At 41.4% G+C, this 21,688-nt stretch carries 15 protein-coding genes and 1 pseudogene; 9 read left to right on the top strand and 7 right to left on the bottom strand.

The genetic code is table 11. The features are described from left to right. The first annotated feature begins 67 nt into the window (after positions 1–67). Positions 68–1,813, top strand: coding sequence for a glycoside hydrolase family 35 protein (locus tag H70737_RS16995; RefSeq protein ID WP_042189028.1), 1,746 nt, complete (start codon positions 68–70; stop codon positions 1,811–1,813). 139 nt (positions 1,814–1,952) lie between these two features. Then, positions 1,953–2,342 carry a hypothetical protein gene (locus tag H70737_RS16990; protein ID WP_042189026.1) on the top strand — a complete coding sequence of 130 codons (390 nt, stop codon included), beginning with the start codon at positions 1,953–1,955 and terminating at the stop codon, positions 2,340–2,342. A gap of 84 nt (positions 2,343–2,426) precedes the next feature. Here the strand turns inward: H70737_RS16990 and H70737_RS16985 are convergent, their stop codons facing one another. The 5 genes from H70737_RS16985 to H70737_RS16965 form a co-directional block, all read right to left on the bottom strand. After that, positions 2,427–3,458, bottom strand: coding sequence for a serine hydrolase domain-containing protein (locus H70737_RS16985; RefSeq protein ID WP_042189025.1), 1,032 nt, complete (start codon positions 3,456–3,458; stop codon positions 2,427–2,429). Positions 3,459–3,503: 45 nt separating this feature from the next. Continuing rightward, a complete protein-coding gene (locus H70737_RS16980; RefSeq protein WP_042194079.1) occupies positions 3,504–4,331 on the bottom strand; it encodes a MerR family transcriptional regulator in 828 nt (275 codons plus the stop codon). A gap of 129 nt (positions 4,332–4,460) precedes the next feature. Next, positions 4,461–5,468 (bottom strand): alpha/beta hydrolase family protein, encoded by a 1,008-nt coding sequence (locus H70737_RS16975; protein ID WP_042189023.1) that lies wholly within the window; start codon positions 5,466–5,468, stop codon positions 4,461–4,463. Further along, complete coding sequence (locus H70737_RS16970) at positions 5,452–6,132, bottom strand: GNAT family N-acetyltransferase (protein WP_052404325.1); 681 nt, start codon at positions 6,130–6,132, stop codon at positions 5,452–5,454. Before H70737_RS16970 ends, H70737_RS16975 begins: the two co-directional genes overlap by 17 nt. Then, a complete protein-coding gene (locus H70737_RS16965; RefSeq protein ID WP_081951150.1) occupies positions 6,129–6,905 on the bottom strand; it encodes a helix-turn-helix domain-containing protein in 777 nt (258 codons plus the stop codon). The genes H70737_RS16970 and H70737_RS16965 overlap by 4 nt, the downstream gene beginning before the upstream one ends. Before the next feature lie 246 nt (positions 6,906–7,151). On the opposite strand from H70737_RS16965, the gene H70737_RS16960 reads away from it, so the two are divergent. The 3 genes from H70737_RS16960 to H70737_RS29865 all read left to right on the top strand — a co-directional run bounded on the left by H70737_RS16960 (position 7,152) and on the right by H70737_RS29865 (position 15,613). Further along, positions 7,152–10,262, top strand: a complete 3,111-nt coding sequence (locus H70737_RS16960; RefSeq protein ID WP_042189021.1) for a hybrid sensor histidine kinase/response regulator — start codon at positions 7,152–7,154, stop codon at positions 10,260–10,262. 3 nt (positions 10,263–10,265) lie between these two features. After that, a complete protein-coding gene (locus tag H70737_RS16955) occupies positions 10,266–11,357 on the top strand; it encodes a response regulator (RefSeq protein WP_042189019.1) in 1,092 nt (363 codons plus the stop codon). Positions 11,358–11,500: 143 nt separating this feature from the next. Further along, positions 11,501–15,613, top strand: coding sequence for an S-layer homology domain-containing protein (locus tag H70737_RS29865; RefSeq protein WP_052404324.1), 4,113 nt, complete (start codon positions 11,501–11,503; stop codon positions 15,611–15,613). Positions 15,614–15,725: 112 nt separating this feature from the next. Here the strand turns inward: H70737_RS29865 and H70737_RS16935 are convergent, their stop codons facing one another. Continuing rightward, positions 15,726–16,211 carry a DUF2975 domain-containing protein gene (locus tag H70737_RS16935; protein WP_042189017.1) on the bottom strand — a complete coding sequence of 162 codons (486 nt, stop codon included), beginning with the start codon at positions 16,209–16,211 and terminating at the stop codon, positions 15,726–15,728. A gap of 221 nt (positions 16,212–16,432) precedes the next feature. Between H70737_RS16935 and H70737_RS16930 the strand changes: the two genes are divergently transcribed. The 3 genes and pseudogenes from H70737_RS16930 to H70737_RS16920 all read left to right on the top strand — a co-directional run bounded on the left by H70737_RS16930 (position 16,433) and on the right by H70737_RS16920 (position 17,725). Next, positions 16,433–16,951 carry an ankyrin repeat domain-containing protein gene (locus H70737_RS16930; RefSeq protein WP_042189016.1) on the top strand — a complete coding sequence of 173 codons (519 nt, stop codon included), beginning with the start codon at positions 16,433–16,435 and terminating at the stop codon, positions 16,949–16,951. 1 nt (position 16,952) lies between these two features. Then, a pseudogene (locus H70737_RS16925) lies at positions 16,953–17,316 on the top strand (DUF4180 domain-containing protein). A gap of 28 nt (positions 17,317–17,344) precedes the next feature. Beyond that, on the top strand, positions 17,345–17,725 hold the full coding sequence (locus tag H70737_RS16920; protein WP_042194061.1) for an iron chaperone: 381 nt from the start codon (positions 17,345–17,347) through the stop codon (positions 17,723–17,725). An 85-nt stretch (positions 17,726–17,810) separates the two neighbouring features. Here the strand turns inward: H70737_RS16920 and H70737_RS16915 are convergent, their stop codons facing one another. Then, positions 17,811–18,749 (bottom strand): ArsR/SmtB family transcription factor, encoded by a 939-nt coding sequence (locus H70737_RS16915; protein WP_042189014.1) that lies wholly within the window; start codon positions 18,747–18,749, stop codon positions 17,811–17,813. Between the two features lie 145 nt (positions 18,750–18,894). On the opposite strand from H70737_RS16915, the gene H70737_RS16910 reads away from it, so the two are divergent. After that, positions 18,895–21,648, top strand: a complete 2,754-nt coding sequence (locus H70737_RS16910) for a glycoside hydrolase family 2 protein (RefSeq protein WP_042189012.1) — start codon at positions 18,895–18,897, stop codon at positions 21,646–21,648. Positions 21,649–21,688: the final 40 nt, after the last annotated feature.

Raw genomic sequence — 21,688 nt, 5'->3', positions numbered from 1 at the left:
CCATATGGGTTGATATTTTTATTACCTATAATTGAATAGTCTATCTCAATGTTGGAGGAGAAATTATATGCGGAAGTTATCCATATCAGGGGATCATTTTATATTAGACGAACAACCCATGCGGTTGCTTTCTGGTGCGCTTCATTACTTCCGGATCGTTCCGGAATATTGGCAGGATCGTTTGCTGAAGCTGAAGGCTTGCGGATTAAATACTGTTGAAACCTATATTCCTTGGAATTTACACGAACCAGAGGAGGGGAGCTTCAATTTTGATGGATTTGCTGACATCGAGGCTTTCGTTAGACTTGCTGGAGAGCTTGGTTTGCACGTGATTTTGCGGCCAAGTCCTTATATTTGTGCGGAATGGGAATTCGGTGGATTGCCAGCTTGGTTACTTGCGGACGATAACATCCAGCTGCGTTGTAATGATAACGTCTATTTATCTAAGTTGGATGCCTATTTCGATGAGTTGCTTCCACGTCTGCGGCCTTTGTTAAGCACTAACGGTGGGCCTGTGCTTGCCCTTCAGGTAGAGAACGAATATGGAAGCTTTGGGAGTGATAAGACTTACCTGCATGATCTAAAAGCAGGAATGATCGCCCGCGGCATGGACGTTCTGCTGTTTACTTCAGATGGAGCTGAAGATCATATGCTTCAAGGCGGTATGATCGACGGAGTGTTCGCCACCGTAAATTTCGGTTCACGGGCAAAGGAAGCCTTTGCTAAATTACGTGAATATCAGCCTACGGGGCCGTTGATGTGCATGGAATTCTGGAATGGATGGTTTGACCACTGGATGAAACCGCATAATACCCGCCCCGAATCCGAAGTAGCGGAGACTTTGGATGAAATGCTGGCTCTAGGAGCCTCTGTTAACTTCTACATGTTTCATGGGGGGACGAATTTTGGATTTATGAATGGGGCAAATCTTTTTGACAAATATGAGCCCATCGTAACCAGCTACGATTATGATACACTGCTGGACGAATCGGGTAAGCCAACTGCAAAATTTTATGAAGCTCGAAAAATTATTGAGAAATACGTAACGTTGCCGCCACTGGAATTACCGCCGTTAATAAAGTCACAAGCTTATGGTAAAGTGTTGATGACAGAAGCAGCACCACTGTTCACTCAGTTAGACGTTTTGTCTCGTCCAGAACGTAGAGCATGTCCCGAGCCAATGGAGAAACTGGGTCAGGATTATGGATTTATCTTGTATTCAACGAAGATCAGTGGACCCCGCAGCAGTACGGAGCTCGTTCTTCAAGAAGTTCGCGATCGTGCGCTTGTATTCGCGAATGGGGCCTTTGTCGGTACAGTTGAACGCTGGGATCCGCGAGGAATTTCATTAGAGATCCCGATTGTGGGACTGCAAATCGACATTCTTGTGGAGAACATGGGACGCGTAAATTATGGCCCTCTGCTTCGTGATCCGAAGGGCATAACCTGTGGCGTTAGACTCGGCTATCAATTTTTGCATGATTGGACCATTCGTTCCTTGCCATTAACAGATCTTAAAGGATTATCATTCACACCGATAGATTGCGAAGAACGTCAGCGGCCCACTTTCTACCGGGGGAGCTTTCAAGTCAGTAAGCCTGAGGATACTTTTTTGCGGTTGGACGGATGGAGTAAAGGTCAGGTTTTTATAAACGGCTTTAATCTAGGTCGTTACTGGGAGGAGGGTCCGACAAAAACGCTTTACATACCGGCACCGCTTTTGCGTCAAGGCGGGAACGAACTAATCTTGTTTGAATTACATGGCGTAATGGAGCCAGTGGTTACTTTTGTAGATACACCTGAGCTCACATGATATTTAAATATTTAATGGGTGAGTAAGTATCATAATTCTATAGTATGGGTCTGATGATTTTTAATATATAATCAAAACAGCCCAACAATTTATAGGAACTGAAAATGCACGATTAGGGTGGTTTAGAGGAGGATTGCTAATGAGTTATGATTTGATGGCGTTCGAGACGTCTAAAGCACCGCAAGAGAGAGCAGCGTTTATGAAGTGGTATGAGCAGCAAGTGCAGTGGTCGGAAGACCATGCCTATAATGATCCATCAGTTTTATCGGAGGCGCTGCAACGTTTTTATAGTGAGTTGTCCGAGCAATTTCCTAATATGAATGTAGAGGATGAGATTTTTGAGGCGATGGAGGAAGCAGGAACGGATAACCGGTTGACTGACTACTCGCTTGGCTCATCCGTCATCTATGCAGCTTTCGCTTATTCTGTAGCTGAGGAAGCTTATACGGCGATGCGGGAGTTGGCTATAAAACACAAAGTAGGATTTTTTGATGTAAGCAGCAACGAAGGCGATATTATTTTTCCTTGAAGCAAAATGATTTAGATTGTAGACAGCTGGTTGCACTCCTAGTTGTTAATGAAGTAGTGGCAACCAGCATGTTTTCTATCTTCTTTACTCTACTACAGACGGAATAATACAATCCTTAATCAGAGGCCACCGGTCACGAGGCTGAAGTGTGATTTCTGAGGCGATAGCTACGACAAGTTTTTTTTCTGGAATGCAGCAAATGACATTACCACCATCCCCTAACGCTGAGTAAGTGTAAGTCCCATCTTCTTCGCGTAGCCACCACAAATAACCGTAATGATTAGGGTTCATCGCTGTTGATTCTTCAATCCATGTCTCCGAAATAATCTGATTATTCTCCCATTTTCCACGGTTCAAATATAATAAACCAAAACGCGCCATATCACGTGGAGACAACGTAAGTCCCCATCCTCCTGTGGTGATACGATTGGGGTCTTCCACCCATCCCTTCACATTTACCCCAAATAAATCATCAAACCCAAATGATTTCATCTCATAATCCGGGATTTCCGTCATGCCGATAGGGCTGAATAATCGCTCGTTAGCAAACTCACGGGCACTTTTTCCTGTGGAACGAGTGATGACAGCTGACAGTAAGTGCGCCCCTGCGCTGGAATATTTAAAATCACCGACATTCCCTTGGTGGCCAAGGATATCAAGTGTGTATTTGACCCAGTCGGACGATTTACAGAGTTGCTCCAGTGGCTCGTGCCAGTCTTCAAAAGCATAGGGAGCTGTCATGGTGAGCAAATGGCGTATAGTGATTTCTCGTTTTTGTAGATTGGCAGCAGCATCGTCGGGAACATAGTCGGGGAAAAAATCCAGCACCTCCTGATCAACATGCTTGATAAAGCCGGCATCAATGGCAATACCAATGAGGGCGGATAAGATGCTTTTCGTTACAGAAGCCACATGATGCAGATCATTCGGACCATAGCCATTGAAGTATTGTTCATAGGCAATATATCCATTTCTCACCACTACAATTCCGTTTATATTACTATAGTCGGATTTAATCTTAGCTTCTAGTTCTGAAAGTTGTTCAGTATCCATTCCTAAGGTAGCAGCCGGATCTGAAGTTTGCCAGTCTTTTGTAGGCCAGTAGTTTCTGTGCATATCGATAACTCCTTTAATCAAATTTTGGTGTGAATATGAGTGTGGCTACGCTCTTTTTTTAACTGGAAAATACACCTCAGTAACAAGATCCTCAGGATCAGAAGTTTGCGTGGGGTCTGTTATATATTTTTCATAGGGTGAGTTCACCATTTCATAACCTTCATTTTCTATCCATTCTGTGAGCTTCGCATAAACCGATGTTAATTCTGAATAAGGGCCCTTATAAACAGACTTCGCACACAGCCCTTCAAGTAATTCCCTCGTTCCGTTTACGATCTCCTCAATAGGTAGGGCAAACTCTGTATCATTCCCGGCAGGATTATATTCCTCACTGTGATAAATTGTTATTGGCGTGCCCAGCAAGGTCAGCTTTTCAGTGGCAATAGTTTCATACAGTTTGCTAAAATACTTACCATATCCAAGCGCATAATCATCACTGCTCAACATTTGACGCGTAAAAAGAATATGCATTGGTTTGGTTTCAACAATTTGCACTTCTATCTTATTTAGGTAGGACATCATAGATATTCCTTTCTCTAAATTTAGAACATCACTATTAATTTGCTTTAACGTATATTCGTAAGTTCGTAGTTTCTCTTGTAGTTTTCTTTTTTTGAGATTTAGGGTTGTACTAAGCTTCTCTTCAAAATGATCCTGCTCCCATTCCAGAATATCTTTGATTTCTTCAAGTGAGAAATGATAAGATTTCAAACGATTGATAAAGAGCATTTTTGTTAGTTGTTTGATGGAATAATACCTATAACCGTTCTCGGGATTAATCTCATTGGGATGAATTAATCCAATTTCCTCATAATACCGCAGCGTTTTGGTTGACACTTCGCATATCTTCGAGAATTCTCCTATGGACAGCAACAATCTCATCTCCATTTCTTCGATATTTAATGATATATAAACTTTGAATTTCGATGGTTTGTTCAATTCCACTATGCACCTTCCCCTAAGGGTAAAGTCAATAGCCAGACTTCTTATCTGGAAATAGGTTTAATGTTGTGTCTTCACAAATCGGCTTAGATCATCTAAATATTGATCTTCCACCAATTGTCGTGGAAAGAAAACAGCGGTTAAATAAGTCCTTAAGGGGGATGCGGCATTCTTCTTTGAAAGCATAGAGTGGTCAGCGTTGGGAAAATAAGAGACTGAGAGCAAGCTGGCAGGTATTTTTTCACGATAAATACGTTCGGTTTCCTCAATATCTACATTGATATCTTGACCGCCGAGTACTAAATGGACAGGAGCATTGAAGTAACTAAGTTCTTCGGTGGCATCAGACTGATAGTTTTTGGCGATAAATTCCCAGCGTTCCTTAGAAATCAAGTTCTCGGAATGTGCAATACGCAAGTAATCCTCGTAAGATGCTCGTTCGTTAAGTAATTGTAATACTTGAGCATTATAATGTTCTTTCGCTTGGATCTCATTTTCCGAGAAGCCTTCTTGTTTCATTTCTAATCTTGTATTGTATTTACCTTGAGAAATCCAGTTCACCGCAGGCGATACAAGAATACTGAACGCGAGATCAGGAACTTCTTTTACAATCTTGGGAATCACCCAACCGGCCTGACTTGCTCCCCACAAACCAATAGACTTCTTATCAATCATTGGTAAGTTCTTCGCCCAGTTAATCGCAGATATCGTTTCCTGAGCACGATCTTCCATGCTTTGCTCCAACCAGTTACCAGAGGAACCACCAATACCAGGCTTGTTAAGAGACAAAGAAGCATATCCGGCAGATGCGAATTTCTCCCATAAAGGTTTATATCCGTCATCGTATGTGTCATTTATGGGACCATCACCATGAACAAAAACTATTAGCCCTACGTTTCCAGAATAGTGCTGGGGTAGAATTAAAGTTCCTGTTAGTTTACCCTGAGGGGTTTCGATTTCTATCTTTTGCTCATTCATTGCATATGAATGCTGATTTAATACGAATAAGACTGAAGCTGCCATTAAGCCAATGATCAAGCATGCGGTTAATTTAATATTTTTTTTCATTTATTGAGCTCCTAGGATGTAGTGGTAAACGCCTCGTCATGTAATGCCAATTAGCCTCTTTAAAAAGAAGGTGTCTAATCCCGCTATAGTTTGATTGATCGATAGCAAAGTCCATCTGTTGGTACATATGAATAGCTCGTTTATTATTTTTAGCAACATGTAGCGTTAATTTGTCCACTTCGGAGTGACTGTTTACAGAATCTATTGCCCAACTAAGCAACTGCTTACCGATTCCTTTATTACGGTGGCTAGATCGAACGGCCAAATGATCGACATAACATTCTTTTGCGCGAGGCTGATAATTCAAAAAATGTAACCCAACCATTAACTTACATACATTTAAATATCCAAATTTCTTAAATAATTGTGAAAAGGAACTATGGTGAGGTGATATAAATTTACTTCTGTCTGAGGCTCGGCTGTCCTTCCACTTAATGCTGAGCGTACCGACAACCTCTCCATTTTCTTTAGCTACGATTTGTTGTGATGATGCGGACTGTTGATCATGCTCCCAGAGCCCAAAAAGTAGTTCAGCAATATCATCGTCCTCTAGTGAGATGAGGGAGTGGAATTTACCGTGGAACGCATCCACTAAAAGACTGCAGACTGCTCTATGATCTTGTTCTTGGTAGTGAGCGATTGTTATCTTGTTCGGACTTATCATGCTACACCGTCAGGGTCATGCTTGATATTAATTTGGATTTCATAATGAAGCTTGTCATTGTTGAATAGGGATAGATATGATTTTTCCAAAAGGATCAATGGTCCCTGAATTGTATAGTGATGTTGTGTTAAATAGTGTTCCAATTGAGCAATCTCACGTTCAATATCCTGGTTATCCGTCACGAAAAATGCTTTATATAAGTAGCTGCCTTTTTCTAGGATGATGTCTGGTAAGTGAGTGCTTTCAAAACATAAGGTTACTTGTTCAGTATCGTATAAATAATGCAGATCTGTTTCAAATAAATGAGCTGGTTGCGGCTTTTTTTCATACAGACTTCGAGCGGTGAGTGGCTCATCTTGCTCTATTTCCATCCATTTTTTTAAATGACGAGTATCCAATTGTTTAATGTGATATTTGTCTTCTAGAATGTCAGAGTGCTCGTATTCTTTAAGTACCTTTTGTAAAAACTGCTGCAACAACATTAGCTGGTTTATTTCAGAGTTTATTTTACTTAGAGACTGCTCCAAAAGTTGATGGTAGTCATTTTTGGTGAAGTTATTCATGCTTTTGTTAATCGTACTGACAGGCACGTTCAATTTGCGGAGTAATAGGATCTGGGCCAACTGATAAATCTCATTAATTCCGTACATCCGGTATTGATTGCTATCGGTATAGGCTGGAAATAAAATCTCTTTCTCTTCAAAATATCGAATTTGATGTACGGATACATTCATAAGTTTTGAAAGTTCACCAATCGTAATGTAATGATTCAATGGAGGTGCCCCTAACTATATTGGTATTTGTTGATTTAACTATAAACCTTAGGTCTGACCTAAGGTCAAGCGTGGATCTCAGTTTCATGTAATCGCTAATCACCATTCCATTAATTTGTCGAAACATGAAGGAAAACAGAAAATTTTATAGAATTATCTATCGTTATCTATCCTATTTAATCCAAGTGTTGCACGATGCCCCAAGCGTTTGCGCAGCTTAACATCACCATAGAAAAGGGGCCTACGATGCTCAAAAGGACGTTACTTATTTATTTAATTGCTTTCATCTCGTTAGCAACAATCCCACTATCCATTTTTATAGATAATGATCAACATGAGAATTATCTGCAAGTTCAGAAGGGGAGCATGGATCTTTCAACTTGGGATTATGGGCAACAAAAGGTCATCAAGTTAGATGGTGAGTGGGAATTTTATTGGAATCAGCTGCTAATGCCTGAGCATTTTAAAGAATCAAGCACAGACAAACCTGCTCCTACAGCATTAATGGAGGTCCCTTCACGATGGAATGGCAAAGTGGTTGATGGACAACCTTTACCTGCATTCGGTTCTGCTACTTATCGGATGGTGCTGAAAAACTTACCTGTAAACGGTGTATTCGCTTTGAAAAAAACGAATATCCGCTTTTCGAGTGCGATTTATGTGAATGGTCATTTACTCATTAAGGATGGAAACCCCACTATGAGTACTGCCGATTACCAGTCGGGGAATATTCCGCAGATTGGGCTTTTTTCGTCTGAAAAAGGTGATGTAGAGATTATCATTCAAGTTTCTAACTATGAATATGTAAATGCAGGTATTCCGGTATCTCTTACGTTTGGCGAGGAAGCCGCTATGCTGGAGAACCAGCAGAAGAGTACGGCTCGTGAATTTAGTACAGTTGCAATATTGGGAACATTATCACTTATTTTTGTCATCTGCTTTGTGGCGGCTGCTTTATACCGTAAGAAGGATTACTCCTTACTTGTATTTGCTATTATTTGTTTACTGCTTGCGATCTATCATGGCTTGATTGGAGAACGTTCGCTGTTACTGTTTTTCCCAAACCTTTCGTTCATTGTGTTATACAAAGTGAAGGATATTAGCTCCATATCGTGTTTTATTGTTCTGGCTATATTTTTCTACCAAATGCACAAAAGCATAATCTCTTTAAAACTTACGCAAGTCGTAACGATTATACTAGGCAGCTTTATAATATTGGTAGCAATCCTGCCTATTCGTACTTACACGCTTTTCTCTACCTATGTGATCATTGTATATGAATTGATGTTAATTTGGATGTTGTTTAGAGTGGCTATCTTGTACATCAGAAGCCCTGAAGTAAATCGGATCAAATCGTTGCTGCTGTTCTTGGCGATTCTTGCTATCAATCTGTACTCGATAGACATCATTCTGTTTGCTCTTTCGATGAAAGAAAACCTTTGGCTAGGACAGTTTTACATTGTAGCCTTTAATATCATTATGATCGTTCTGATTGTTCTCCGTTTTTTCGAGGCTTATCATACGATAGATGAAATGAAAAACCAACTGATCGGTCTGGACAAAATTAAGGACGAGTTTCTCTCCAATACCTCTCATGAGCTGAAGACACCACTGAATGCCATAGTCAACATTACTGCTACACTACTTAATGGGGTTGAAGGTCCAGTTACCGAAAGGCAAGCGCAGAATCTAGCGATCGTAATGGGAAGTGGAAGAAGATTAACTTATATGGTAAACGAATTGCTCGATTATTCCAAAATGAAGCATGGAGATATCACCTTATATAAAAGCACCCTAGATCTGAAAGCTGTTGTAGATTCTGTTATCGGTATACATTCGTTTCTGCTCGGAGAAAAGTCGATCTTTCTCGTAAACAATGTTGCTTCAGAATTTCCACCTGTACATGCAGATGGCAACCGTTTGATTCAGATTTTGCACAACTTGGTAGATAATGCGATTAAATTCACGGAGCAGGGTGAAATAAATATTAGTGCCAGATTTACACATGAATGGGTTGAGGTCCGTGTGGCAGACTCGGGAATCGGAATTGCACCGGATATGCAGAAACGTATTTTTATGGCCTTTGAGCAAGTGGACGAAGCTGAAATTCATAGTCATGGTGGAACAGGTCTCGGACTAAGCATTACCAAGAAGCTGGTTGAGTTACATGGCGGGAACATTAGAGTGGACTCTGTTGCTGGTACAGGATCGGTCTTTATATTTACTCTTCCACGATGGGATCGAACATCTAATCAAGTCACGGGTCCAATCGTGGATAAGACTCTTCCTTATAGAGAAGTTTTCTTTCCGCGCCAGGAGTATCCTATATATATCAAAGGTAAAATCAATGAGCCCATTTTGGTCGTGGACGATGATTTTGCCAACCTGCAATCTATGATCAACTTGTTCAAGCTTGAGGGATATTCCATTGTTGTTGTGAACCGCGGGCAGCTGGCACTTGATGAGTTATCGAAGAATTCAGACTTTTTTCTCGTTGTACTGGACATTACAATGCCGGATATTTCTGGCTATGAGGTTCTGCAGAAGATTAGAGAGAGATTCACACCCTTTGAGCTGCCTGTGTTAATGCTAACGGCGAAGAATAGAGTTAACGATATGAAAATGTCCATGGATAATGGGGCAAATGATTATGTGGGGAAGCCGTTTGAAGCGGAAGAATTAATGGCGCGTGTGAAAAGTCTGACCCGATTGAGAGCTTCTGTGAAGAAAGCTAAAGATGCCGAAATTGCCTTTTTACGTTCTCAGATCAAACCGCATTTCTTGTACAATGCCCTGAATTCAATTGCTGCATTATGTGTGGAAGAACCTGAGCAGGCGGAAGAATTAACGCTGGAGCTGTCACAGTATTTGAGAAGCAGCTTTGATTTCAAACAGTTGGATTCGTTAACTACCTTGGAGGGTGAGCTAGAGCTAGTTAAAGCATATATTAATATTGAAAAAGTGCGCTTTGGTGCTAGATTACAAGTGGAATATGATATAACCGCAAATACGGATAGCCGGATTCCCCCACTTATCCTACAACCATTAGTAGAAAATGCTATAAGACATGGACTGATGTCCAATTTACGGGGGGGAAAGGTAACTATATCTGTGAAAGAGTCGGATCCTTCTGTGGTCAGCTTTGTTGTAGAAGATAATGGACGCGGAATGAGTGAGCACAAGCTGGAGGAAATCATGAAATCAGATGTAGATAAAAGAGGCGTAGGGCTTTGGAATATTAGTCAACGCATCAAACTTCTCTATGGAAAGAACATTCGTATTCAAAGTGTTGAAGGAAAAGGCACACGGGTTTCTTTTGATATCCCCAAACAACACATGAAGCGGATAGGAGGTTGAAGTATGCTGCGGGCCATTATCGTGGATGATGAAGAATTATCAGTAAAGCGCTTAAAAAGGATATTATCTCAGAGTGGAGAGATTGAAGTATACGATACTTTTCTGGATCCGACGGAAGCCTATGAATTTGTGAAGGGGAATTCGATTGATGTAGCTTTTTTGGACATTTCTATGCCTGACACAAATGGAATGAAGCTTTCCACCCTTTTGCATGAACTAGATGAATCGATTAATGTGGTTTTTGTTACAGGGTATGACGAATATGCACTGCAAGCCTTCGAACTGAGTGCTGTGGATTATTTGCTGAAGCCTGTAACTGCACAGCGTTTAACTAAAACTTTGGATAAGATCAAAAAAATGAATAGAGGTGTGACGGTTCAGCCCGTCATAGAAGTTCTCTTATTTAATGGACTAAAGATATACCGCCGTACGCAAGACAGAGAGACCATCAAGCTAAGGAGCCCAAAAACCGAAGAATTGTTTGCCTTTTTGATTAGTAAAGGGACGGTTAGCCGAGATGAAATTATCGATACCTTATGGAGCGGGCTGGAACCTGATAAAGCGCTGAAGAATCTGAACTCAACCCTGTACTATATTCGAAAAGCAATCGGAACTAGCTTTATTAAAGCCAGCAGAACCGAAATTAGTATAGAGGAACGCAGTATTTATTGTGATTTGTATGAGTTTAAGCGACAGCTGAAGCAAATTAGGCAGGTCTCAAAAAAAGATTCTGAATGGTTCAATCAAGTAGAAACATTGTATACGGGGTCTTTTCTCAAAGGTAAAGCATACGATTGGGCTAGTGGGAAGACACGCCGACTTGAACAGGATTTTATTGGTCTGTTGGAACTAGCTGCTAGATTTCATATGGAGCAGAACGAGCGTCAACAATCGCTGCACTACTTTGAGAGAATCTTGAAATTGGATCCCTTGAGAGAAGATATCCATCAGGAAATCATTCATTTGTATATTGAACTAGGGCGTATGAATGAAGCTTATCGGCGATATGGGCAATTGGAAGAGACCCTTCAACAGGAGCTTGGAACTTCACCTGATCCTAAGCTCAAAGCTCTGATTAAGAAGATGATGAACTAGTATAAAGAAAAAGAGAACCGACGAATCGATTAGAATTCGAAGGTTCTTTTTTTTGTTTATTTTTCGTTTATCATAATTTTGTATAATACTCTCGATTATTGTCGAAATGATGACATGATTTAAGCTAGAGGGGGAAAAAGAGTTTGAAGCCATCATTTATGAAAATAGGCATTAGTATTTCGTTAGCCACTGGAGTTGTGGTGCAAGGTGTGGGGCCGATCCACACTCAAATAGTGAGTGCAAAATCGGACTTTGGTTGGATCGTGAATAGCCCAGCTGTGATACCGTCCATCAATGAAGACGATTCTTCCAACGCAGGCGTTGTTGTTTCCAGTCTTTTGTCAGGAAAGGTAACCGATCCAGCGACAACAGGGATTGCTGTGGTTTCATTTGATAATACAAATGGGGCCTGGCAATATTACAACACATTGGGAAACATCTGGTATAATATCGAGCCAGTGTCTGACACTAAAGCTTTTCTGCTGCTGAAATCGGAGAAAATTCGTTTTGTCCCCGCTAAAGACTGGAACGGAACAGCTTCCATTGAATTTAAGCTATGGGACACTACAGCAACAGGGTATCAAAATTATCAAAAAAATGCGAATACCACTGTTTCTGCAGCATTCAACCCAGATCTAGGCACTGCTACAATTACTGTAAATCCAGTGAACGATGCACCTTATCTGACAGAACTGAATGGTGGGGACTATCTTAGTTTTGACGGCAATGGGGATTATGTGACGTTCCCAGATCAACTGTTATACAAGAATTCTTTTACAATTGAAGGTAATTTAAAAGTCAATGGTTTTAATACCTGGATGAGATTCTTCGAGTCTTCAATCGGTGAGGCAAACCACAATATTTTTGTGGGTTTTAACGGAAAAAAAATGAGCTTCATAGCGTATACCAATAAAGGTGAGATTAACGTCACTGAAGATTTCCCGACTTCTAAATGGGTTCATGTCGCAATTGTTTATGATCACAGTCAGAAAAAGGGACGAATTTATTGGGATGGTGTTCTTAAGGCAGAAGGGGCTATGGATTTAAGTACAGTTGGAAATATGGCACGTCCGAACAACTGGCTTGGTAAAAGCACCTGGAGACAGGACGGAGATTACAGCGGTGGGATGAGAGACGTAAGGTTTTGGAGTAAAGCTAAAACCCAGAGCGAAATTGTTCGCGAAATGAACGTCGATTTGAATGGATCAGAGCCAAATCTGGCTTTGAACTATAAATTTTCGAATAGAAATGATGGTATTATTGCTGTCAATACACCGGCTGGTTCAGCTAAGAACGGTTCAATCACTGGTGCTAGCTGGAAGCAGGACACAGGCTTCATGGGAAGTACTACAACGGAAAAAAATAAATCTGTATTACGCTCCTTTAAGGTTATTGATGTGGATGGGGATGACCTTAATGTATCAGCTACATCTTCTAATACTTCCCTAATTCCGAATAATGGACTGAAAGTAAGTGGAAGTGGGGATGTGCGGACGTTAGAAATAACACCAGCGAAGAATGCCTACGGAAACAGTGTGATTACTGTTACTGTAAATGATGGAACTATAAGTAGTTTATACACCTTCAATGTGCAGGTAAACGATGTGGGAGATGTCCTCGTAACTGGAGTGACTTTGAATAAAACATCACTTAGTTTAACAGAGGGAGAAGCAGGAGATACACTAAATGCTGTAATAGAACCTGCTAATGCCACGAACAAAACAGTGACTTGGAGCTCCAGTGATGAAACTGTCGCGACAGTTGTTAATGGAGTGGTAACACCAGTTGGCGTTGGAACCGCAACGATCACAGCAACAACTACGGACGGAAGTTATACTGCGACATCCACCGTAAATGTGAGTGCTCCAGTTGTGGACGTAACCGGAGTGAAGCTTGATCAGGAGACGCTCGACTTAACTGCTGGTGAAGCAGATGCCTTACTAAAGGCGACAATAGAACCTGCAAATGCGACAGATACAGATGTGATCTGGAGCTCCAGTGATGAAACTGTTGCAACAGTCGTGGATGGAGTGGTGACACCAGTTGGTGAGGGTATAGCAATTATTACTGTAACGACTAAGGATGGAAGTTTTAAGGCTTCATCAACTGTGAATGTGGCAGCACCTAAGCCACCAATTGTTATAGTAACCGGAGTAACATTAGATCAGACAACGCTTGATTTTAAAGAAGGTGACGATGCAGAAACGCTTCAAGCGACAGTTGCACCTGTCGATGCAACGAATAAGGGTGTCATCTGGAGCTCTAGCGATGAGACTGTAGCCAAGGTTGTTTACGGAGTAGTAACCCCGGTTGGTGTTGGAACAGCCACCATTACGGTTACGACTAAAGATGGAAGTTTTACTGCTTCAACAACAGTGAATGTGAAAGCAGCAACGCCACCTACCGTTATTGTAACGGGAGTAACGTTAGACCAGACAGCACTTAGTTTAACCGTGGGTGAAGATGGGGAGACGTTAACAGCAACAGTAGCGCCTGCCGATGCGACCATTAAGGACCTGATCTGGAGCTCCAGCGATGAGACTATCGCAAAAGTCGTGAATGGAGTGGTTACTCCAGTTGGTGAGGGAACAGCCATCATTACAGTTACAACGAAAGATGGAAGTTATAAAGCTTCAACAACCGTAACTGTGAAGGCTCCTGCTAAGCCAATTACAGCACCGGGTATTCCAACATCCGTAACTGCAACTGCAGAAAATGGTCAAGCGATCATCACCTTTACGCCACCAACCAACGATGGAGGAAGCGAAATCACAGGATATATTGTAACGGCTCATCCGGGAGGGCTGACGGTTACGGGTGATGGAAGTCCGCTTACAATCAGTGGTCTGACGAATGGTACAAGCTACATCTTCACGGTACAGGCCATCAATAAGGCTGGCTTTAGCGAATCATCTGCTGAATCCAATTCAGTCATCCCGAGCGCTCCATCCAGTGTTGATGTTCCTTCTCAACCAACTCCATCAGCAACGCCGGCACCTGTGGTAAATGATGCTTCCATTTTAATCAATGGTAAAGCGGAAACCGTGGGAACTGCGACGAATGGTAAACGGAATGATCAAACGCTAACCACCATTGCTTTAGACCAGAAGAAGCTGGAAGACAAGCTCGCTACTGAAGGTAAAGGTGCGGTGGTTTCTATCACTGCCACTAGTAAATCTGATGTTATCGTTGGCGAACTAAACGGACAAATGGTTAAAAATATGCAGGGAAATCAAGCAATACTTGAAATCAGAACGGGAAATGCGACATTTACACTGCCTTCTGGGCAGATTGATATTGACGCCTTATCCGCGCAGATTGGCAAGTCTGTAGCTTTACAAGATATTAAAATACAGATTGAAATCAGCGCACCAACTGCCGATCAAGTTAAAGCATTAGGAGCTGCTGCGCAAAACGGATCATTTTCATTAGTCGGCGCACCAGTAAACTTTACAGCTAGAGGTATTTACGGAGATAAGAGTATTGAACTATCCCAATTCAATACGTATGTGAAACGTACGATTGCTATTCCGGATGGGATGGACCCGAATAAGATTACAACCGGTGTGTATATTGATGCTGATGGCTCAGTGCGTCATGTACCTACTAAAGTGATAGTCATTGAAGGCAAATATTTTGCTACAATCAACAGCCTTAGTGGCGGCACTTACTCTGTAATCTGGCATCCGCTTGAATTCAGTGATGTTGCTAATCACTGGGCAAAAGATGCAGTGAATGATATGGGTTCCCGTTTAGTTATCGAAGGGACTGGCAATGGTCAATTTACACCTGATCAAGCGATTACCCGCGCAGAGTTTGCGGCGATTGTCGTTCGCGGTCTCGGACTAGGATTGAGTCAAACAGCAACACCATTTTCGGATGTTAAAATTTCGGATTGGTATAACAGTGCGATCAATACTGCATATGCATATCAATTAATCAATGGTTTTGAAGATGGCATGTTCCGCCCTGATGACCAAATTACCCGTGAACAAGCGATGCTAATTATCGCCAAAGCGATGAAAATTACAGCGCTAAAGGCTAACCTTCCTAATCAATCCGCTGAAGGATTCTTGAACCCATATACCGATGCCGGCAAAGCATCTGACTGGGCGATTAGCGCAATTGCTGACTGCTTGCAGGCAGGCGTAATCATGGGACGAAGCAGCAATGTACTTGCTCCCAAGGATGATATGACCAGAGCTGAGGTTGCAGCGATCGTTAAGCGGCTTCTTCAAAAGTCTGATTTAATTTAAAAATTGGCTCACAATATACATTGAAAAGAAAGAGTATTCATTCGATAACCTTCGAATGAATACTCTTTTCTTTTGGCTATATTAAATTCTAATGTTGATATTTGACTGTTAATCATACATTTTTTGGCTTTATATCTGGGGCATTTTTTAATGGCTTTTGAAGTGCGTCCACAATGGCTGCGATGATACTTGTTGCTAAAAGACCCATTAGACATAATGATGTAGGACCCGCTGGATCATCACTATCTGTAACTTTAGCAAGCACCCTTAAGCTTACTAGTCCTAACAAAATGAGGAAAATGACTGCAAAAGCACATTTCTTTATAATCTTCAAAGAGTTAAGGGATAATTCAGAGAAAGCATTGTTCTTTTCGATGTTGTTTAATAGTTTATATGCTTGGTACAGCGCAACAGAAAACGCAATACAAAATCCGTAAGCACAAACTAAAAAGGGAATCAGGAAGTAAGCCGTATCTGGATGTACTCTTGCATCTCTTACCGCTATCTCAGGCAACCAGATACACAAAGCAAGCACTGCAATTCCAACCAGAAAAATAATTACTTTTAAGAAAGTGGTTGAACCTCGTTTAACATTCATTTAAAACACCTCACTTATTTAATGACTTCATGATTTTAGCATTTAATTTATTGATTTACAATAAATTTGTATTGTTTTTTATGTTTGTTATTTTACGAGAAATGGTTATCGTCTTTAAAAGACTACAACGTCTTTTCTTCTTGTTAGCAGGAGAATGGCTTAACTATCCAGAAAAAATAAGCTAAATCATTTCTTCATCAATTGAAAAGAGGCGAAATCTAATGGAACTACGGCAAAGTATTAATGAAGTTTTTCAGTCGGCACAACATGGCGATGCTGCACGGCTAACAGAAATTTTAGAATTCCATCCGGCTCTTGCAAATACGGAAAATGACGAGGGCCTTACACCTTTGGGATATGCAGCACATTTCGGTAAAGAAGCAGCGGTGCAGGTATTGATAGACCATGGTGCTGAGGTTGATGCAGTATCTCATTCCAAGATAAATTTCATTCCTTCTAATACTGCACTTCATGCTGCAATTGCTGGGGAGCGGAATATGGGTGTTATCCAACTGCTATTGAACAAGGGTGCTCAGACACATATTTTTGATAGCGATGGGCACACTGCCTTGCATTCTGCAGCTTTTCATTCGGATAATGTGGAGCTGATACGCTTGTTAATCGAACACGGAGCTGACATCCATGCTAAAATTGAAGGTGGTGAATCAGTATTAGCTATAGCTATCCAACAAGGAAACCACAATGTTAAAGAATTTCTTATTGAAAAAGGAGCAATTTAGAATGCAAATCACATTAAACCGTAAAGACAATTCAACAGTAGCTTTGATTTCCAGCGAGGGTATTGTAATTAATAATTGTGAATGATGCATTGGATCTAATGGCAAACGTTAGATATCAAGAATGCGATAAAATGATTCTAAGAAAAGAGCAAATCACAGATGATTTTTTTGAGTTAAAGACGGGCCTTGCTGGAGAGATTCTTCAAAAGTATACAAACTATCAGATGCGAGTTGCTATTGTGGGAGAATTTACTGGCTATAATAGTAAAAGTCTGAATGATTTTATTTACGAATGTAATCAGGGGAATAAAATATTGTTCAAGAGTACAGAAGACGAGGCATTGGCAGCATTTCATCAAAGTTAAATGTGAACTTGAAACAGAGAGGGGACTTATTGTGGAGGCTAAAATCACGTATGAATCGATCGATGACTATATTTCCAAGTTTCCATCTGAGATTCAGGAAATCCTTAGTACAATAAGAAAAGTAATAAAAGAAACGGCACCTGATGCGATTGAAAAGATTAGCTATCAGATGCCTACTTTTACACTGCACGGAAATCTGGTGCATTTTGCGGCTTTCAAAAACCATATTGGATTTTATCCAACGCCTAATGGTATTGACGCTTTCAAAGAAGAATTATCAGTCTATAAAGGAGCAAAAGGATCCATTCAATTCCCTCTTAATCAGCCGATGCCCTATGAATTAATTAGTAAGATCGTGAAATTTAGAGTGGCTGAGAATATCAAAAAAGCTGAAGATAAGCGTAAGTAATTGGTGTGTAAAGAAAACATTGTCCACTGGCACATCTGAAGCTTTCGATCTACTCTGGTTTCAGGTGTGCAATTCTTACGTGTTATCATGTACCCGATACTGAACGACGCACAAACGACAGGATAATATCCTGTGAGTAGTCTCCGAAACCACTTCCGAATAGATTAAGTCCTCGTCTATTGAGGGCATCTTCGCGAATCTCAAATCGTACTCGAATGGGCTCATTAAATGCCAGCTTCAGTGAGCTAATTGTAGTAGGGGAAGAAGCAGTTCCATTTATTTTGCTACCCTGTTCTGAGATACTCCACTCTGTCAGCATTCCATATTCTGTACCACCCTTCCATCGTTCGGGTGTTAACTTTCCTTTCCGGTTACCGAAATCTGATGGACAAGTCCAAGTACCGACATGTAGGTCATTTATAGTTAATGTGATGTCACTTGCCCAATCTTCCCGAAATGCAGGTGCTTCAGAACAAACCTCAGCCGAAATCCGAATCTCATCAAGCTCGACACCAGGGGGTAGTGGATTGGCAAAATAGTATTCGACATAGCCAGAGTCAGCGAACCATAAGAGAGATGCATCAACTCGTTCCGGCATATAGAATACCCGTGGATCATCCTGAGAACCGATGACTCCGCCGTCTTTTCCAGCCATACCACAAGAGGGTTGAATAGAACAGTGGGAGAACATCCCGATGGGCATATGTATTTCTTCCGTTTGATGCAGACCATCGCCTAGCTTCGAAGGAAGATCGAGATGGATGGATCGGCAGGTGACCGCACATATTTTCTCGCGATTTGCACCCTGTGTAGATGAGATTAAGTTAACTTGCTCAAGGGTCTGTACATTGATTGAAATTGTTGGTTGAGCTACGCCAAGTGTCTCGGCCAATTGACTGACACTCATGGGCTTGTCACCAAGGGCTTCAAGAATACGGACTCTGACATCTCCAGAAAGTGCTTTAGCAACATCTAAGATGCGTGATGCGGGGTACCGTATCGTTTCTTGCGAAATATCATTCATTGGTTGTATTCCTTTTCGTTAGGATTGGTTGAGGATATTGTACACTGAAGATTATATATTGTAAAATTATAATATACATTGCGAATTTTATATACTGGTGCTAAAATGAGCTCAACTTCTTATTTTGAAAGGCTGTGCTCATATCATGACAACTTCCGTACTGAATGTTGAGAGTCTTCCGATTCCTCGTCCCGAACATCCGCATCCACATTGGCAGCGCAACGAATGGATGAATTTGAATGGGGAATGGTCATTTAGCTTTGATCCGAGCAATGAAGGAATTAGCGAACATTGGTATTCCAATTCCGAAATCGCTTACAGTTCGATGATTACTGTTCCTTTTTCTTGGGTAAGTCCATTATCAGGTATTGGCAGTGATCATAAAGGGATAGGATGGTATCGGCGGACTTTGAAATGGCAGACTACCGACTCACAGACACGACTATTTTTGCGATTCGGGGCAGTGGATTATTCATGTGACGTTTGGATTAACGGAGTGCATGTTGGTTCACACCAAGGTGGATATGGTTCATTTGAGTTCGAAGTTACTCAGTACTGGGTTGAAGACTTAGACAATACAATTGTCGTTAGAGTAGAGGACTTCGATCATGATTACCAAACGCGTGGCAAACAAGGTTATGGAGAAATTCGCGGAATCTGGCAGCCCGTATGGCTAGAATCTCGGCCTCAGACTTATATGAAAGATGCTAAGTTTGTGACCACTATTGATGGGCAAGTGAACGTGACGACAAGAATCTTTGCACAAGAAAATGGATCGGCAAATTTCACGCTGAAATTCGCAGAGAATTCTATATTGCATACTGAGAAAATAGATCTTATCGCAGGGGAGAATGAATTTAAGCTCTCTTTCCATATAACAGATCCAAAATTGTGGAGTCCAGATACACCTTATTTGTACGAAGGCGAACTACAACTTAGCGGATCTTTTGGCACAGACACAGTCAGTACCTATTTCGGAGTTCGAGAAATCCAAACTGTGCGTTTTGATGAGCGTGGTTATCGCTGGATTACCCTCAATGGCAAGCCGATTTATTTAAACGGTACCCTTGACCAGTCTTATCACAAAACGGGCTATTTCACTTATCCGAATGATGAAGACATGCGGGATGAAATCTATCTAATGAAACGTTTGGGACTGAACTTTGTGCGTATTCATATCAAGCCAGAGGAACCACGCAAACTATATTGGGCGGATAAACTGGGTATTTTGGTGATGGAAGACATGCCTTGCTTTTGGGGAAATCCCGATGAAAAAGCACGTAACGCGTATGAACGTGAAGCACTCGAGGTTATTGAACGAGACTATAATCATCCATCCATTTTCTCATGGGTAATGTTTAACGAGACTTGGGGCTTGAAGACGAACGCTCAGGACACTAGTCTGACGAGTGATTTACAGCAGCAGACTAGTTATCTCAAAGAAACACAGGAATGGGTTCGGGAACAATATCGCTGGGCAAAACGACTAGATCCATCTAGAATCGTTGAAGATAACTCACCTTGTAACTATGATCATGTGGAATCTGATATCAATACTTGGCATTTCTACATTAATGGTTATGATCAGCTTAGATCACATTTGAATGAGGTTGTAGACAAAACTTTCCCAGGTTCAGACTTTAACTGTATCGGAGGTAATGTACAATCTGATGCCCCGCTGATGAACAGTGAATGTGGAAACGTATGGGGTATCGAAGGCGGGGCAGGGGATAGTGATTTGGCATGGCATTACCGCTATATGATGAATGAATTCCGGCGGCATGATAAGCTATGTGGTTTTGTATTTACCGAATTTCGCGATGTTACGAACGAGTTCAATGGTTATTATCGGTTAGACGGCAGCGATAAAGATTTTGGTTATGATGACTTTGTTCCAGGGATGACGATTTCTGATCTGCATTCTCCGGACTTCATCGTGATCGATGCACCGCCATGCCAGACAGTAAACGCAAAGGATGAAGTTAAAGTTCCGCTTCTTCGTTCCAGCTTCTCAGATAAATATCATGGACAGCATTTACAGGTGAAGTGGGAACTTTGGTACGACAATTTGGGAACACGAGTTGTTACACAAAGTGAGCATATGTCAGTGAAGTGGGACGGATATGGAGTATCAGATTTATCTCCTCTTTATGTCCTTATGCCTGATCAGGACGCAGTTGCAGTGCTGGCAGTTTCCTTGATAAATAATAGGGAAGAGGTAATCACACGCAACTTCATTACGTTTGATGTTAGAAGCGGTAATCAGAGTGTAAGGTTTGAAGGGGATGGAGATTGTATTAATATCCCGGTGGATGCGTATAAAGAACACAACTTTGAACAACAATGGGAAGCTATTCAGTGCTCAAAAATCAATGGGGCTGGGCAAGGCCATTATGCATATGATGTAACTCTTCCAGATGGTATGGAGAAAAAGATGATTGGCGAGATCGAAATCATGTTCGAAGCCAGCGCAAAGCGAGTATTGGCTCGAAATGTTGAAGGCGCAAAGCAAAATGAAATGGGACTTGATCTCATGCATGGTGCAGATGCTAGGGTGGAGTATAATCCGAATACGTATTATATGACCGACGAAGAACGTCATCCTTCACGTGTGAATGTTCTGATAGAAGGTCAACGGATTGGCTCCTTCTATTTGCCAGATGATCCGGCCGACAGCCGAGGTGTATTATCTTGGCATTATCAGCCATTAGCGAATAAGTTAGATGAGGCGGGCTCTTACGGCTATCTGTGTAAAGTAAGTGTACCGGGGCAGTTAGCAGCTAAACTAGATCGCAATCGTACTTTCCGTTTGGAGCTTCAAGCAGAGGGCGGAGGCTTAGCCTTATATGGTCGCAATGCGGGTCGATACCCAATAGATATATTGATTCGTTATCGATAACATACATGGGTGAAGTTGGATCATTCAATTTTAAAAAGCA

The organism is Paenibacillus sp. FSL H7-0737 (genome assembly GCF_000758545.1).
In the GTDB taxonomy this organism is placed as follows: domain Bacteria; phylum Bacillota; class Bacilli; order Paenibacillales; family Paenibacillaceae; genus Paenibacillus_AQ.
Note: the sequence above shows the minus strand (reverse complement) of the source record. Positions and strands in the feature narration are given on the sequence as shown.

Bases quoted from the DNA above. Each gene is read 5' to 3' on its own strand.
- H70737_RS16910 (WP_042189012.1), top strand. From the start codon at position 18,895: ATGACAACTTCCGTACTGAATGTTGAGAGTCTTCCGATTCCTCGTCCC.
- H70737_RS16990 (WP_042189026.1), top strand. From the start codon at position 1,953: ATGAGTTATGATTTGATGGCGTTCGAGACGTCTAAAGCACCGCAAGAG.
- H70737_RS16915 (WP_042189014.1), bottom strand. From the start codon at position 18,749: ATGAATGATATTTCGCAAGAAACGATACGGTACCCCGCATCACGCATC.
- H70737_RS16955 (WP_042189019.1), top strand. From the start codon at position 10,266: ATGCTGCGGGCCATTATCGTGGATGATGAAGAATTATCAGTAAAGCGC.
- H70737_RS16970 (WP_052404325.1), bottom strand. From the start codon at position 6,132: ATGATAAGTCCGAACAAGATAACAATCGCTCACTACCAAGAACAAGAT.
- H70737_RS16935 (WP_042189017.1), bottom strand. From the start codon at position 16,211: ATGAATGTTAAACGAGGTTCAACCACTTTCTTAAAAGTAATTATTTTT.
- H70737_RS16930 (WP_042189016.1), top strand. From the start codon at position 16,433: ATGGAACTACGGCAAAGTATTAATGAAGTTTTTCAGTCGGCACAACAT.
- H70737_RS16985 (WP_042189025.1), bottom strand. From the start codon at position 3,458: ATGCACAGAAACTACTGGCCTACAAAAGACTGGCAAACTTCAGATCCG.
- H70737_RS16975 (WP_042189023.1), bottom strand. From the start codon at position 5,468: ATGAAAAAAAATATTAAATTAACCGCATGCTTGATCATTGGCTTAATG.
- H70737_RS16960 (WP_042189021.1), top strand. From the start codon at position 7,152: ATGCTCAAAAGGACGTTACTTATTTATTTAATTGCTTTCATCTCGTTA.
- H70737_RS16995 (WP_042189028.1), top strand. From the start codon at position 68: ATGCGGAAGTTATCCATATCAGGGGATCATTTTATATTAGACGAACAA.